This is a genomic window from Sphingomonas radiodurans (assembly GCF_020866845.1).
Classification (GTDB): Bacteria; Pseudomonadota; Alphaproteobacteria; order Sphingomonadales; family Sphingomonadaceae; genus Sphingomonas; species Sphingomonas radiodurans.
In genome coordinates this window covers 2,043,158-2,057,587 of record NZ_CP086594.1, presented here as the reverse complement: position 1 = coordinate 2,057,587, position 14,430 = coordinate 2,043,158, and the positions used below count along the sequence as shown (strand labels likewise).

12 protein-coding genes and 1 pseudogene are annotated in these 14,430 nt (G+C 64.0%); 9 read left to right on the top strand and 4 right to left on the bottom strand.

Features of this window, described 5'->3' with window-relative positions; genetic code table 11:
- Positions 1-228: 228 nt before the first annotated feature.
- Both LLW23_RS09585 and LLW23_RS09580 read left to right on the top strand, forming a co-directional pair.
- The gene (locus tag LLW23_RS09585; RefSeq protein WP_228948523.1) at positions 229-2,079 is read left to right on the top strand and encodes a bifunctional diguanylate cyclase/phosphodiesterase; all 1,851 of its coding nucleotides are present in this window, start codon (positions 229-231) and stop codon (positions 2,077-2,079) included.
- 187 nt (positions 2,080-2,266) lie between these two features.
- Positions 2,267-3,580 (top strand): NAD(P)/FAD-dependent oxidoreductase, encoded by a 1,314-nt coding sequence (locus tag LLW23_RS09580; protein ID WP_228944991.1) that lies wholly within the window; start codon positions 2,267-2,269, stop codon positions 3,578-3,580.
- Positions 3,581-3,799: 219 nt separating this feature from the next.
- Here the strand turns inward: LLW23_RS09580 and LLW23_RS09575 are convergent.
- Positions 3,800-4,366, bottom strand: a pseudogene (locus LLW23_RS09575) (IS3 family transposase); the annotation flags it as partial.
- 273 nt (positions 4,367-4,639) lie between these two features.
- Between LLW23_RS09575 and LLW23_RS09570 the strand changes: the two are divergent.
- The 3 genes from LLW23_RS09570 to LLW23_RS09560 are packed head-to-tail and all read left to right on the top strand — an operon-like array spanning position 4,640 to position 7,168.
- The gene (locus LLW23_RS09570; RefSeq protein WP_228944989.1) at positions 4,640-5,905 is read left to right on the top strand and encodes a glycosyltransferase family 2 protein; all 1,266 of its coding nucleotides are present in this window, start codon (positions 4,640-4,642) and stop codon (positions 5,903-5,905) included.
- Entirely contained in the window at positions 5,902-6,330 is a 429-nt protein-coding gene (locus LLW23_RS09565) for a GtrA family protein (protein WP_228944987.1), read from the top strand. Before LLW23_RS09570 ends, LLW23_RS09565 begins: the two co-directional genes overlap by 4 nt.
- Position 6,331: 1 nt before the next feature.
- Positions 6,332-7,168, top strand: a complete 837-nt coding sequence (locus LLW23_RS09560) for a class I SAM-dependent methyltransferase (RefSeq protein ID WP_228944985.1) — start codon at positions 6,332-6,334, stop codon at positions 7,166-7,168.
- A 130-nt stretch (positions 7,169-7,298) separates the two neighbouring features.
- On the opposite strand, the gene LLW23_RS09555 is transcribed toward LLW23_RS09560, so the two are convergent.
- The 3 genes from LLW23_RS09555 to LLW23_RS09545 are packed head-to-tail and all read right to left on the bottom strand — an operon-like array spanning position 7,299 to position 11,084.
- A complete protein-coding gene (locus tag LLW23_RS09555; RefSeq protein ID WP_228944983.1) occupies positions 7,299-8,198 on the bottom strand; it encodes a class I SAM-dependent methyltransferase in 900 nt (299 codons plus the stop codon).
- A gap of 39 nt (positions 8,199-8,237) precedes the next feature.
- Positions 8,238-9,386, bottom strand: a complete 1,149-nt coding sequence (locus tag LLW23_RS09550) for a glycosyltransferase (protein WP_228944981.1) — start codon at positions 9,384-9,386, stop codon at positions 8,238-8,240.
- Between the two features lie 3 nt (positions 9,387-9,389).
- A complete protein-coding gene (locus tag LLW23_RS09545) occupies positions 9,390-11,084 on the bottom strand; it encodes a hypothetical protein (protein ID WP_228944979.1) in 1,695 nt (564 codons plus the stop codon).
- A gap of 378 nt (positions 11,085-11,462) precedes the next feature.
- On the opposite strand from LLW23_RS09545, the gene LLW23_RS09540 reads away from it, so the two are divergent.
- The 4 genes from LLW23_RS09540 (at position 11,463) to LLW23_RS09525 (ending at position 14,421) form a co-directional block, all read left to right on the top strand.
- On the top strand, positions 11,463-11,624 hold the full coding sequence (locus LLW23_RS09540; protein WP_228948520.1) for a transposase: 162 nt from the start codon (positions 11,463-11,465) through the stop codon (positions 11,622-11,624).
- Between the two features lie 134 nt (positions 11,625-11,758).
- On the top strand, positions 11,759-12,229 hold the full coding sequence (locus tag LLW23_RS09535; protein WP_228944741.1) for an IS5 family transposase: 471 nt from the start codon (positions 11,759-11,761) through the stop codon (positions 12,227-12,229).
- Between the two features lie 126 nt (positions 12,230-12,355).
- The gene (locus LLW23_RS09530) at positions 12,356-13,669 is read left to right on the top strand and encodes an O-antigen ligase family protein (protein ID WP_228944977.1); all 1,314 of its coding nucleotides are present in this window, start codon (positions 12,356-12,358) and stop codon (positions 13,667-13,669) included.
- 41 nt (positions 13,670-13,710) lie between these two features.
- The gene (locus tag LLW23_RS09525; protein WP_228944975.1) at positions 13,711-14,421 is read left to right on the top strand and encodes a polysaccharide biosynthesis/export family protein; all 711 of its coding nucleotides are present in this window, start codon (positions 13,711-13,713) and stop codon (positions 14,419-14,421) included.
- Positions 14,422-14,430: the final 9 nt, after the last annotated feature.

Here is a 14,430-nt window from a genome sequence, read left to right as displayed (position 1 = left end):
CGGCATCGCGAAAATCTGCAGAGCTGGCGCCGCGTGGAACAACGCCGCAAGCGCCCAAGCGTGATACTCTCAGCGTAGCTGAGCGCCCGGCGCAAGGTGGTCGACAGACCCCGGTGAGCTTCTGATGGCTGCTGTTGGTTCGGGTACAAGTCGTTAACCCATGATTGCTAATGTTCTCCGCTCAACAAGGCCTTCGCAAGACGCTTTCCAACGTCAGGTTTGACCATCGTGCTAGAGCTCCAGAATACCATCCTCGAGATGATTGCGAGGGGCGACACACTGGAGAGCACCGCCACACGTATGTGTCAGGAAGCTGAGAAGCTTGCCTCGAACGTCATCTGTTCGGTCCTCACCATTGACCGGGCCGGCCTCATACATCCACTTGCCGGGCCAAGCCTCCCGCGCGATTACTCGACTTCGCTGGACGGCGTAGCGATTGGACCGAACGCCGGGTCCTGCGGAACCGCAGCCTATCTTCGCGAGGAAGTGACGGTCACAGACATCGCTCACGATCCCCGATGGGCGAGCTTCAAGCACCTGGCGCTTCCGTTCGGATTGAAAGCGTGCTGGTCTAAACCAATTCTCAATGTCGCCGGTGACGCGATCGGCACCTTTGCCTTCTATTATCGCGAATGCAGGGGCCCGAGCCAGCTTGAGCGCGAGATCGTCCAGCACTGCGTGCACCTTTGCGTGATCGCCCTCGAGCGGCACCAACGCGTCATCGAACACGAGCGGCGCGCATTCACCGACGCACTTACCGGGCTGGCGAACCGGGCAGCGTTCGATAAGGCCTTGGATGAGCTAAGTTGTGACGTGCCAGGGCAATGGGCACTGATCGTGCTCGATCTCGATAACTTCAAGATCGTGAACGATACCTTCGGCCACCATGTGGGCGATGCCCTATTGCGGACGACCGGCGCCAGGATCTCGGCACAGGCAACCGCGGGGCACGCCTTTCGTATCGGGGGCGACGAGTTTGCCATCATCCTTAAAGCCAGCGAGCACTTGCTGAACCTTGAGCGGACCGCAGAAGCAGTCTTGGGGGCACTAGCCGAGCCGGCGCAATGCGGCGATCAGATCGTCGTGCCGCGCGCTACCCTAGGCGGAGCAATCCTGACTGCCGGCGACCGGGTTGCGGAGCAGGTCCGCCAGAATGCGGACTTCGCCTTGTACCATGCGAAGGAAACCGGGCGTGGCGGTTTCGTAAGGTACTGGCCTGGGCTCGGAACCAACATTACGCGGCGCCTCGGCGACATTCGCGAAGTGGACGCAGCGTTGCGCGAAGACCGGATCGACGCTCATTATCAGCCCGTCGTCAGGCTCGACACTCGGGAGATCGTCGGGCTCGAGGCGCTGTGCCGGATGCGACTAGGCGATCGGATCATCTCTGCCGCGGATTTCCAGGAAGCGACGAAGGATGTGCATGTCGCAAGAGCACTGACGGCGCGGATGATGACGCTTGTGGCCGCTGATCTTCGTGTCTGGCTCGATATGGGCGTTCCCTTTCAGCACGTCGGCGTCAATGTCTCGTCGGCCGACATGCATGGTGGAACGCTGGAAACCGTCCTCACCGCAGCGTTTGAACGGGAAAACGTTCCACTCAAGCACGTCATCATTGAGGTAACGGAAACAGTCTACATGGGCGACGGCGACGTTTCGGTCCAGAAAGCGGTCGAAAGCCTTCGGGCCAAGGGCTTCCGGGTCGCGCTTGATGATTTCGGAACCGGCTACGCCTCGCTGACGCACCTCCTGACCGTGCCGGTGGATATCATCAAGATCGACAAGAGCTTCGTCGATCGCCTCGCTCCCGGCAACGCCAGCATGGCCATCATCGAGGGACTCCTTCAGATCGCCAGGAAACTCGACATCCGTGTCATCGCAGAAGGAATCGAGACCGAAGATCAGGCCTCGTTGCTTCAGGCCGCCGGCTGCATCCTTGGCCAAGGCTATCTATTCTCCCGGGCAGTTAACCGTCATGCTACGACGAAACTGCTCCTCGAGCGAGCACAACGCCCAGATGAGCATCTTGTGGTGCCATCTAGGGCGCAAAAGTCGCAAGCCAGAAGGCTGCTTCCATAACGAGCCTGCTAGGAGGCGCGTCGGGCGAGACGATCCGCACTTCGCCTCGATAGCTTAGCACCGATTGCCTACAGGAAGTGCAAATTCGCTGCGATTGATTGATATCTCTCTAAGTCGCCTTCTTGAGTTTGCTCACGTCTTTCGGGCAAGACTTGCAGGTGCGCAGCGATTGCGCCGGGGGAAGTGGGTGGCTCAGCAGAAGACGCAGATCGTGGTGGTGGGCGGTGGGGCCGGCGGTCTGGAGCTCGTGCGCAAGCTGGGCGCTCGTTATGGTCGCAAGCAGCACGACATCATACTGGTCGACCGCAACCTGACGCATATCTGGAAGCCGCTGCTGCACGAGGTCGCCGCGGGATCGCTCGACGCCAATCTCGACGAGGTCGGCTATGGCGGGCACGCGGTGCGCTGGGGCTATCGCTTCTTCAATGGCAGCATCGAGAGCATCGATCGCGCCGCGCGCACAATTACCACCACCCCGTTGCTCGACGAGCGCGGCGAGGAGATCATCGGGCGGCACAGCATCCGCTATGATTATCTGGTGATGGCGATTGGCGGCATCTCGAACGATTTCGGCGTCCCCGGCGTGCGCGAGCATGCGATGTTCCTGGAGGATCGTCCGCAGGCGGATCGCTTCCGGCAGAAACTGCTCAACGTGTGCCTGCGCACCAACCACGCGCACCAGACCGGGCGCCCGGAGGCGCGTGTGCGCGTGAGCATCGTGGGCGGCGGGGCGACCGGAGTGGAACTCGCCGCTGAACTCTACAACGCCGCCAAGGCGCTGCGGCATTACGGGCTTGAGGTGTTCGACGAGAGCAAGCTTGAAGTGTCGCTGATCGAGGCGGGGCTGCGCATCCTCCCGGCGCTCGACGAGACGCTAGCCGCGACCGCCAAGCGCGAGCTCGAATATCTCGGCGTGCGCGTGCTCGACAATACGCAAGTTGTCCGGGTGGCGGAGCGCGCGGTTCATACTGGCGACGGCGGGGTCATCGATGCCGATCTGATCGTCTGGGCGGCGGGCGTAAAGGGCGCCGAAGAGATCAAGACGATGAGCGACCTGGAACTTACCCGCGGCAACCAGATCGTCGTGCGCCCGACGCTGCAATCGACCAGCGACGACCGCATCTACGCGCTCGGCGACTGCGCATCCTGCCTTCTTCCCGGCCGTGACCGCCCGATCCCGCCGCGCGCGCAATCTGCGCACCAGATGGCGAGCCTGATTTTCGCCAATCTCGTCCGCGCGCAAGCCGGCGACCCGCTCAAGGATTTCGTCTATCAGGACCATGGTTCGCTGGTGTCGCTCAGCCGTTTCTCGACCGTCGGCAGCTTGATGGGCAATCTTGTCGGCGGGCGGATGCGGGTCGAGGGTTGGATTGCGCGAACGGTCTATATGTCGCTGTATCGCATGCACTTGATCGCGATCCACGGGTGGTGGCGTGGGGTCGCGTTGATCGTGATCGGGCATGTTAATCAGATCGTACGGCCGAAGTTGAAGCTACATTAACGTAGAGCCGCGCACTGGTCTCGGCCAGCGGATCGCTGGGTCACCCTTCCGTTATCGACACTACCATCGCGACGGATGGTGGCGCGGACCCCTAACCCAGCATCGACATGTCGATCTGCTGCGGTGTCGACATTTGTTGCCGACCTGTTGCCTTGTCAGAGGTTGCTCGGTTTGTCTGGACAGGTTCACGGCTTGGATAAGTGGACTGCCGCTGGTTGATCATGCCGCTGCGAGAAGCGGCTGGTTGAAGTATATCTGGTCGGGCGTGCGGCCGCCAAGCGCGGAGTGCGGCCTAACGGCATTGTAGAACCCGATGTAGCGGCTGATGCCGGCGCGGGCCTCGGGAACCGAGGCATAGGCGTTGAGGTACACCTCCTCATATTTCACCGAGCGCCAGAGGCGCTCCACGAACACGTTGTCGCGCCAGCACCCCTTACCGTCCATGCTGATCGCGATCTTCTCGCGGTGGAGGACGGCGGTGAAGGCGGCACTCGTGAACTGCGAGCCCTGATCGCTGTTGAAGATGGCGGGCTTGCCGTAGCGGGTCAGCGCCTCCTCCAGCGCCTCGATGCAGAACCCGACATCGAGCGAGATCGACACCCGCCACGCCAGCACGCGCCGGCTGAACCAGTCGACGATGGCGACGAGGTAGACGAAGCCACGCGCCATCGGCACATACGTAATGTCCGTCGCCCAGACCTGGTTCGGCCGGATCACCGCGAGCTTGCGCAGCAGGTACGGATAGATCTTGTGCCCCGGTGCCGGCGTCGAGGTGTTCGGCCGGCGCGCCTTTCACGGCAGCCAACGCCACCTTGGCCTTGAATGCCGGGCTGTGGTTCCAGCGGGGTCGTTTGCTCATCTTGCCTCCTTCTCGCGGCCAGCACGGCCGCTGTCAGATCGGCAATCCACTTATCCCCGATGTTCAGATCCCCCGAGCCACCTCTGTCGGACCCCCGACGTTTCGTGGGCGGACGTGATACCTACACAACGACATGCCGGTTTGATCGGTTGTTAACCAACTGCCTTCATGAAGAGCGCACTTTTCCGAAGGGGGCGTGTTTGGAACTCCAGCACCGGCAGTTCTCGCTGGTCGAGCCAGCCGACCGGCATGCGATCGACGTGTCGATCGTGATGCCGTGCCTCAACGAAGTGCAATCGCTGCCGCACTGCATCGGCAATGCGATCGACGCGCTGGCAAGGCTGCGCACCGAGTGCGGGCTCAGCGGTGAAATCGTGATTGCCGACAATGGCTCGGCCGATGGCAGCCAGGCGCTTGCCGCGGCGCTTGGCGCGCGCGTGGTGCCGGTCGTTCGGCGCGGCTATGGCGCGGCGCTGATCAAGGGATGCGAGGCGGCAGCCGGGCGCTACATCCTGATGGGCGACTGCGACGGCAGCTATGATTTCACCGAGGGCGTCGCAATGATCGCCAAGCTCGACCAGGGCTTCGACCTGTGCATGGGAAGCCGGTTCAAGGGCGGGATCGAAGCCGGCGCGATGCCTTGGAAGAACCGCTACATCGGCAATCCGGCGCTGACCGGCCTGCTCAACCTGTTCTTCCGTTCGGGCGTCAGCGATGCGCATTGCGGGCTGCGCGCGATCCGCAAGGACGCCTTCGCGCGGCTCGGGCTGACGGGCCTGGGCATGGAATTCGCCAGCGAGATGGTGATCAAGGCCGCGCTGCTGAAGCTGCGCACCACCGAAGTGCCAGCGACGCTGTCGCCCGATCTGCGCGAGCGCGAACCGCATCTGCGCCCCTGGCGCGATGGCTGGCGCCACTTGCGCTACCTGTTCATGCTGTCGCCGACCTGGATGTTCGGCGTGCCGGGCATCGTCGCCGTCGGCGCGGGCACGCTGATCCTGACGATCGCGATGCTGCACGCGCTTGGCCTGCTCGGCAGCATTCCGTTCGGCGAGAGCTGGATCGTCATCGGCGCCCTGCTCGCCGTATCGGGGCATATGGCGGCGTTGATGGCGGTCGCCTCACATCTTTACGGCGTTCGTGCCGGCTATCGGCTGCCCAACAGCTGGCTGATCCGCGCGCGCGGCCTGCTGACGCTGGAAGGATGCGTGATCGGCGGGCTGCTCCTGATGGCGATCGCGGTCGCGTCGATGATCGGCGTGGCGGTGCACTGGGGGGCGGGGAGCTTCGCCGCGCTGCGCTCGATCCTGCCGGTCGCGCTGGCCGGCGTGGCTGGCACGATCGGCCTGCAGACGCTGTTCGGCGGATTCCTGCTGGCGGTGATCGGTGGAAACGAGGCCAATTTCGTGCCCACAGCCAATACCGGGCCGGCCGCCGATGTCGTGCCGGTGGGCGCGCACGCGTGAAGGCGCTGCTGAGCAGCTCGCCGCGCTATCTGGCGGTCAGCGTCACGTGCATGACGTTGAACATCGCCTTGCTCGTCGCACTCGACCGGGTCGGCGTGCATTACGGGCTTGCGGTGATCGCGTCGGCGCTGGTGCTGATCCCGCTCAGCTATGCGCTGCACCTTGCGATCACGTATCGCACCCAGCCAGGCGCCGGAAGCTTCGCGCGCTATGCCGCGGCGCAGATCGTCAACACGCCGGTCGCGATTCTGCTGTTCTTCCTGATCCGCGACTGCGCCGGCGTGGCGATGGTCTGGGCGGCGCCCGCGGTGATTGGGCTGATGTTCCTCTACAATATCACCAGCAGCTTCTGGGCGATCGCGCTGGACGGAAAGCTGGGTGGCAAGCTGGGCGGCAGCTTGCCGCGATCGATAAAAAGGCTTTGAGATGACCGTTTCCAGCGCCTTGCTGACCGAATTCGTCGCGCGCTATCCGGCGCAGCCGGCGACCGCCTGGTTCCGCGCGATCGAGATCGACGCGCTCGCCCGCGCGATGGCCGATGTGCGTGGCCTAGGGCTCGACCTGGGGTGCGGCGATGGCATCCTGACCGACATCCTGTTCGCGCGCATCGGCACGACGCCCGATCTGGTGGGGATCGATCCCGATCCGCTGGAAACTGACGCGGCGCGCCAATACGGATTCTACCGCCGCATCCACAGTTGCGGCGGAGACGCGATACCGGAAGAAGACGGCACGTTCGACTATGTGCTGTCGAATTCGGTGTTGGAGCACATTCCCGATCTCGAGCCGGTGATTGCCGAGGTCGGGCGGCTGCTCAAGCCGGGCGGGCAGTTCTTCTTCACCGTGCCGTGCCCCGGCTTCCACGAGAATCTCGCCGGCAGCCTGTCGGGCCGTACGCGCGCGGATTATCTGGCCGAGCTCGATCGGCGGCTGGCGCATTTCCATTATCTGTCGGCGGCCGACTGGGGCGCCATGTGCGCCCGCAACGGCCTCGTGCTCGACAGCGCGGAAGGCTATGTCACGCAGGGCGAGACGCGGCGCTGGGAAACGCTGTCGCGCCTGACGGGTGGCCTGCTCCACAAGCTGACGCTAGGCAAGAGCCGGCCGATCGAGATCCAGCGCCGGCTGAAGCTGCGCAGCCTGCAGAACCGCGCCGCGTTGCCCCGGCCGATCGCGGCGGGCATCGCCAGGACGATCATGCTCGGCGTCGGTGAGCAGCCCGCTGGTGTGCCATCATGCCTGCTGGTGACCGGGCACCGCTGATAGGCTTTTCAGATGCTGCCGGCCCGCTCCCCTACCTTACCTTCCACGTCAGTATCTTGAATGGGAGGTAGGTAGGGGCGCGGACCGGTGCCGCGAAACGCGCCTTCAGCGCGTTTTCAAACGAACCCGATCAGGGTTTGCGCGCGATTACTCGCAGTGCCGATGATTGTCCGCTGAGCTTCTCGCCGGCGATCTGCACCGGGTGCAGCATGGCGCCCGCAAGCAGGAACGGCAGCGAATTGCGCGCGCCGACCAGATTGGCCAGCGACCGCCCCGTCGTCGGCACGCTGACGCGATGCGTCGCGATCAGCTCGAGCCCACCGCCCGCAACCAAGCCATTGAGGCTGGCGAGACTGAAATGCGTGCGGTGGAACGGGACGTACCAGGCATCCCACGCTTGTCCGAACAGCCGCGTCCACACGCAATCGATATTGGGCACCTCAAACACGATGCGGCCGCCCGGCCGGACCATGCGCGCCACCCGGTGCAACAGCCCAGCGGCATCGTCGTCGTGCTCGAGCACATGCATCGCCAGCACGGTATCGAACCGGCCTTCGCATTCATCGAGCCGGTTCATCGGCAGATAGGCGCGCCCGGCAAGCTCGGCGGGGGCATCGGCATGAAAATCGCTGCCGGTGACCGAGCCGACGCCCAGAATATCGTCGAGGCAGCGCGTGAACAGCCCGCTGCCGCACCCGAAATCGAGCACCTTCCCCGGCGCGGCTTCGAGCTGCGAGAGGATCTGGCGGGCTTGCCGTGCAAAGGCGAGCTGCTTGATCTGCCGCGCCAGGCCGTTCGTATCGGGCTGGAAGTCTTGGCTTTCCCGGCCTTCGTACAAGAAGGCAACATCGGGCAGCGGCGGCGTCGAAATGCCGATGCGGCAATGCCGGCATTGCAGCACGCTCACCGCGCCGACCTTCCCGCTCTTGTCCTCGAACGTACCCAGCGAGGTGAAATCGCAGATGCCGTCGGGCGCAACGGCACATGCGCCGCGCCCATCGCCAACGGGCCGTGATTGCATTGTCGCCATCGCGCGCTCCATCATGCCGCAGACGCTAGAATACAGGGCTTAAGACATGGTTACCGGAACGTAACCATCGATCGCGCCGGCGACGATCCGGAGCGAATGATCGAGCGACAGTCGCTCGCGATTGACGGCATACCAGCCCGCCGTTCGCGCGCGCCACGCCGGATTGTCCGCCACCACCGCCAGGATCGCCGCGGCAAGCGCTTCGGGCGTCGGTTCGGCGACGAGCCCGTTCGCGCCGGACTCGATCAGTTCGACCGCGGCATTGTCCGGCGCTTCGACCAGCACGGCCGGGATGCCGCGCACCGCAGCTTCGACCACCACCATGCCATAGCCCTCGCGCGCCGATGGCTGGACGATCGCCGTGGCGCGGCCGAACAGGTGATCGAACGCCGCCTGCGGCACGAAGCCAGTAAGCTCGGCCACCGCGCCGAGACCGAGTTCCTCCACCCGCGCCGCGAGCCGATCGCGTTCCGGGCCGTCGCCGACGATCTGCAACCGCAACGCGAGGTTTCCGGCATGTGCCAGCGCGAACGCCTCCAGCAGAAGATCGACGCGCTTCTCGGCGATCAGGCGCCCGGCATAGAGGATCGTGGGGGGACCCCCGGCGGCGACCTGGTCCTTGTCGCCGCCGGCATATTCCCCCGGCAGCAGCGTCGCCCAGCGCCCCAGCCCGGCCAGGCGATCGCGGTGCAGGCGGCTGAAGGCGAAGGCCTGCTGCGGCAAGGCGGCACATAGCCGCTGGACCCACCAGCCGATCCTGCCGCCGGCGCCGAGATACTCGCGCCAATAGTCCGCGCTCCACACCTCGTGCCAGTCGACCCCGAGCGAATAGCGCCCGATCGGGCGCAGCACCCCGGCCGCCAGTAGCGAGAAATAGGGGAAGCTTGCCAAATGGACGTGATCGTAGCCGCGCCCGTGCCGCAGCAGATGCGCGAACACGCCGAGCCCGAAACGCAGCGGCGGCGCGATCCGCCGCTTCCCGTTGCTGTACAAGGCCATACGCGGCGTGACGGCGACAACGCGCACGCCGGCGATGGCCGGTGCGTCCGCGGCGCCCCATTGCAGCTGCGTCACATACGTCACGTCATGCCCCTGCGCGGCGAGCCGCTCCGCCAGCGCGCGATACCAGCGCTCGGCGCCACCCACCGTCCAGGGGAAGAGGCAATCATAGACAATGCAGATGCGCATCTTTCACCCAATCGGTCGGCGCAGGCATGCGCGCCTGGCCAGCATTGCGGTGCGCCGCGCGAACAGCCGGCTCTGCTCGGGCAGGTCGGGCGCGAACCCAACGCCATGGAAATCGCGCCGCGTGATCAGCGTGATGCTGCCGCGCGCGCAAAGATCAGCGATCTGCGCCTGGCTCAGATCCTTGCTCGAGAAGATCAGCGGGCGGTTCCCGAGGTCGGGTCGATTGCGGACCTGGTCGATCGCGCTCGATGGTGGCTCGGTGTCGACGATGACGAAATCGCTGCGCTGGCGCTCGATCACGTGTGTCAGCCGGGCATAAGGCGCGACGAACCCATGGCTGGTCGCCAGCAGCCAGGCGACGATCGGCAGCGTGCCGAGCCCCAGCAGCAGCGCGAGACCAGCGGCGCGGGGGGCATCGCGGCGGGCGAGTTCGCGATAGCCGTAGCCGGCCAGCAGCATGGCGTTGCCGAGCAGCCCGTGCACATAGCGATAGCCCCAGCCATGCCCCTGAAAGGGCAGGAGCACCGCCATCGCGACCAGCGTCAACACCACGCCGGCGGCGAGCGGCAGCGCCATGCCCTCGCGGCGCCGGATCGCCGGCACCGCCAAGATGACGAAGGGCAGGACGAACGCCGCGTTCCACGTGACTGCGCGCAGCATGTTGTGCAGCATCAACGCGATCGTTCGCGGATCGCGATCGCGCAGTAGCGGCAGCACGCGATCGATCAGGAACGAGCCGCCCCCGGCGGTGCTGCCGCCCGCCGGCACACCGCCCGCCGCGACCACGATCTGCGGCCAGCTGATCCAGAACAGGAGCGCGGCGGCATAGACGAGCGCATAAATGCCAAACAGGCGCCACCGCCGCTCGGCGAGCAGCAGCAGGATGAACGGGCCGGCGAACAAGGGGTGGAACACCACTTGGTGCAATCCGATCGCGGCCACGCCGATCGCCATCGCCAGGACGTGCGACCACCACCGATCGCGCAGGAACAGCGCGAGCCAGGCGAGATCGAACACCAGATGCGCCGTCATCGCATACGGCGTCATCGCGGTGACCAGCACTTGCGCCGACAGCATATAGCCCGCCAGCGCCACCCATTGCGCCCCGACACAATCGGGGAACAGGCGGCGGGCGATGCGATGCAGCAGGAGCAGCCCGGCCGCCGCGAGCAGCGGGTTCATCAACGCCGGATCGAGCACCAACCCGAACGCCGCTCGCATTGCCGCATTCACTGGCATATAGGCCGACACCAGCAGCGCATTGGCTGGAACGTCGAGGAGGAACGCCGGCACGAGCGCCACGGCATATCCCGCCCAGGCGGCGGGGAGGGGCAACGACATGGTGCCGGCCGCGAAGATCGCGCGATCGAATTCGACCATCAACTCGTCGCGCGTGAGGGCATAATCGGCCATCAGCGTATACGTACCCACCCACAGCAGCAGCGCGAGAAGCAGCGACGCGAGCAGCACGCGAGCGGTGCGCGGCGCGGCGATCCAGTCCGTGCGTGGTAGCTTCCGACGGATCGCCAGCAGCAGCAATCCCGCCATCACGATGCCGGCAAGGGCATCCTGATGCAGGAAATACCAGCGCGTGATGATCATTTCCTTGGGCACCGCGAGCGCGGCGAGGACGACCGCGAGGACGATCGCCACATATGCCAGTGCTCGCTCCGGCGAGATGATCCTTACGCTATTCATGCGCCGTCGTTCTACGGCGAACCTGTGAACGTCCAGAGCCTGTTTCGCAGGCTGGGTCTTTTTCTGCGGCGTTGAGGTGCGGCTTTCGCACGGGACAGGCATTACCTGCGCGCCGCCATCTTCCTCAGCAGAATGGGTTTCTCATGCGATCATGGACATTATCATCTAAACGCCGCTTGCTGATGTCCTTCCATGCTCCATGACGATGGCCATTCCTGTAACGTCATGCTCGCATTGCATCTGGCGTGGTCTTTCGATCGTACCAGGTGAATGAATGCGTGAGATGCTGGCCTAGGTATGGTGGACAAAGGTTGACGAGCGACTCTGCGGTTGATTCAAGGCTGTCTTTTGGAGGCGGCGTTGGGCGAGCGGATCGGGGTGTCGGATGACGAGTGGGCTCTGATTGGGCCGTTGCTGCCGGCCGAGTGTGGCAGGGGATGTCGCCCTGCTGGTGACAACCGACCGTATTTTGAGGGCATGATGTGGATGGCGCGGACTGGAGCGCAGTGGCGACACCTGCCTGACGAGTACGGCAAATGAAACAGCGTCTTCCGTCGCTACCGGCGATGGCTCGAGACTGGCGTATTCGATGCCATGCTGGAGAGCCTCGCCGAGGCAGTGGAGCGCGACACGACCGCCGACATGATCGACAGCACGGTAGTCCGGGCGCACCATTGCGCCGTCGGACTAAAAAAGGGGATCAGGACACCCAGGCGCTCGGCAGATCGCGTGGCGGGTTCACCACCAAGCTCCACGCGCGGTGCGACGGACAGGGACGGCCGCTCTGCTTTGTCCTGACGCCCGGCCAGGCGCACGACGTGCAAGGCTTCGGGCCGTTGTTTTGCATGCTGGCCGAGCGGGTCGAAGCGCTGCTCGCGGACAAGGGCTATGATGCAGACTCCATCCGCGAGACGCTCGCCAAGGCCGATGTCGAGGCGGTGATCCCCGCCAGGAGCAACCGTCGCACGCCCATCCCGCACGACCGGCAGAAGTACCGCTGGCGCAATCTTATCGAGCGCCTGTTCAGCAAGCTCAAGAACTGGCGGCGCGTCGCCACCCGCTATGACAAAACCGCAGAATCCTACCTCGGCTTCGTCACCCTCGCATCAGCAAAGCTGTGGATACCCTTTGTCCACGATGCCTAATAGATACGAACCACCATGCTATTTTTAAAATAGCCGCGATCGGATAACAGCGCGCCGATGGTTCATATGCATTCGGCCCGACGGTCATCTTTTCGACCCGACCTTTCCCTGGTCCTTGTCGCTGCAATGGTTGCATTGCTGTGGATTGCCGGTGGAGCCTCGCGCGGGGACGCCATAGGGCAAGTGATCGTCCGGGCGGGTTGTTGGGCTATCCTGATCGCTTCCATTCTTGGGGGCACTCGACCGTCGCTGGCGCAAGGACGTCCCGTGGCCATACTGCTAGCGGCCACCATCGTCCTGCCCCTTATTCAGTTGATCCCGCTGCCGCCCACCTGGTGGCAAGCGCTTCCAGGCAGAGAAGTTCTCCTGATCCCGGGCGAGGCGTCGCCATGGCGACCTTGGACGATGACGCCCGGGGCGACGACCAATGCACTTGCCTCGCTGATCGTGCCGGTAACGATGCTTGTTTTACTCACCCAGGCGAATGACCGTGTCAGTCGATGGCTACCGACGATTTTGCTCGGCATGATTGCCGCGGCCACGCTGCTTGGCCTGATGCAGTTTTCAGGCGCCGGTTTCAACAGCCCGTTTCTTAATGACACGCCCGGCGTCGTCAGCAGCATTTTCGCCAATCGCAATCATTTCGCGCTCATGTTGGCGATGGGGTGCGTGATCGCTCCGGTCTGGGCGTTCATGGATCTGGACGCGCTGCGCTGGCGCGGGCCTTTGGCGGGCGGTCTTGTGCTTTTATTCGTGCTGACCATTCTCGCTACTGGGTCGCGCGCTGGTGCCTTGTTGGGCGTGCTGGCGTTGGCCATGGCGGCCCTGCTGGTCGGCCGGCGCATCCGGCGTCGCCTGCGACGCGCGCCCGGCTGGGTATTTCCGGCGCTGATAGCTTTCGCCGTTTTGGTAGTCGGCGGCTTCGTAGCGCTCAGCTTCCTCGCCGATCGCGCTCAGTCCATTGATCGGCTGATCGAATCAGAAGGCGGCGAGGATATGCGATCACGCGCACTTCCAACAGTTTTGTCGATGATTGTGAGCTATATGCCATTCGGATCCGGCTTTGGCGGCTTTGACCCGATTTTTCGTATTCATGAACCGTTCGATCTACTGAAGCTGACGTACTTCAACCAGGCGCATAACGATTACTTGGGCATCGCGCTGGACGGCGGGCTCGCTGGCATTGCTCTGCTCGTGGTCGGCGTTATATGGTGGTTTGTCGTGACGATCCGGATCTGGCAGGCGCCAGAGACCGATCGCATTGTTCTTTCTCGGCTCGGCTCAACGATGATTTTGCTTGTTCTGGTCGCAAGCATCACCGATTACCCGGCACGCACGCCGACGATAATGGCTCTTCTGGTTGTCGCCGCCCTCTGGCTGGCGCGGGGCAATGTCGCTAAGCCGCAGGCTACTTTACCGGATTGCCCGACAAACCTATAGAGCAGCCACATTCTCACGATATCTGCGGACTATCCACGCGCATGCGCCTCCCATTTCCTGTTCTGTGCCTTGCGCTGCTTGGAACCAGCTGCGCCTCTTACGAGCCAATCCGCTCTAACGGCAGCCTCACCGTTGTTCCCGACAGCGCCGAGCTACCCCCCCCTGACCGCAGCGATCTTACAGCAGCCGATCGGCCCGCCCTGATTGGCCCGCTCGACACGATTGAGGTAAGCGTGTTCGGCATTCCTGATCTTGATCGCGAGATGCAGGTTGATGCCAGCGGGCGCATTGCCATGCCGCTTGCCGGCACCATTGACGCGCGCGGCAAAACGGCCGCGGAATTGGCGAGTGCTATCGAGACCGCTCTTCAGGCACGCTACGTCCGCGATCCGCAGGTGACGGTGAATATCAAGAGCTCGGTCAGTCAGGTTGTGACGATCGACGGTTCGGTCGTTGAACCTGGTCTTTATCCGGTTACCAATCAGATGACGCTGATGCGCGTGGTCGCCTCAGCCAAGGGCCTCACTGAATTTGCCCGGCAGGAAGATGTCGTCATCCTGCGCACCGTCGAGAGCCGCCGCATGGCAGGCCTTTACAACATAGCCGCTATTCGCCGCGGGGCTTATGATGATCCTGCCGTCTACGCCAATGACGTGATCATCGTGGGAGACTCACCGCAACGCCGCCTGTTCCGTGACCTTGTCGCGCTATCGCCGGTTCTTGCGGCGCCCTTAATCGCCGTGCTCCAATAAGGCGCCTTT

Bases quoted from the DNA above. Each gene is read 5' to 3' on its own strand.
- LLW23_RS09530 (WP_228944977.1), top strand. From the start codon at position 12,356: ATGGTTGCATTGCTGTGGATTGCCGGTGGAGCCTCGCGCGGGGACGCC.
- LLW23_RS09545 (WP_228944979.1), bottom strand. From the start codon at position 11,084: ATGAATAGCGTAAGGATCATCTCGCCGGAGCGAGCACTGGCATATGTG.
- LLW23_RS09560 (WP_228944985.1), top strand. From the start codon at position 6,332: ATGACCGTTTCCAGCGCCTTGCTGACCGAATTCGTCGCGCGCTATCCG.
- LLW23_RS09555 (WP_228944983.1), bottom strand. From the start codon at position 8,198: ATGGCGACAATGCAATCACGGCCCGTTGGCGATGGGCGCGGCGCATGT.
- LLW23_RS09525 (WP_228944975.1), top strand. From the start codon at position 13,711: ATGCGCCTCCCATTTCCTGTTCTGTGCCTTGCGCTGCTTGGAACCAGC.
- LLW23_RS09550 (WP_228944981.1), bottom strand. From the start codon at position 9,386: ATGCGCATCTGCATTGTCTATGATTGCCTCTTCCCCTGGACGGTGGGT.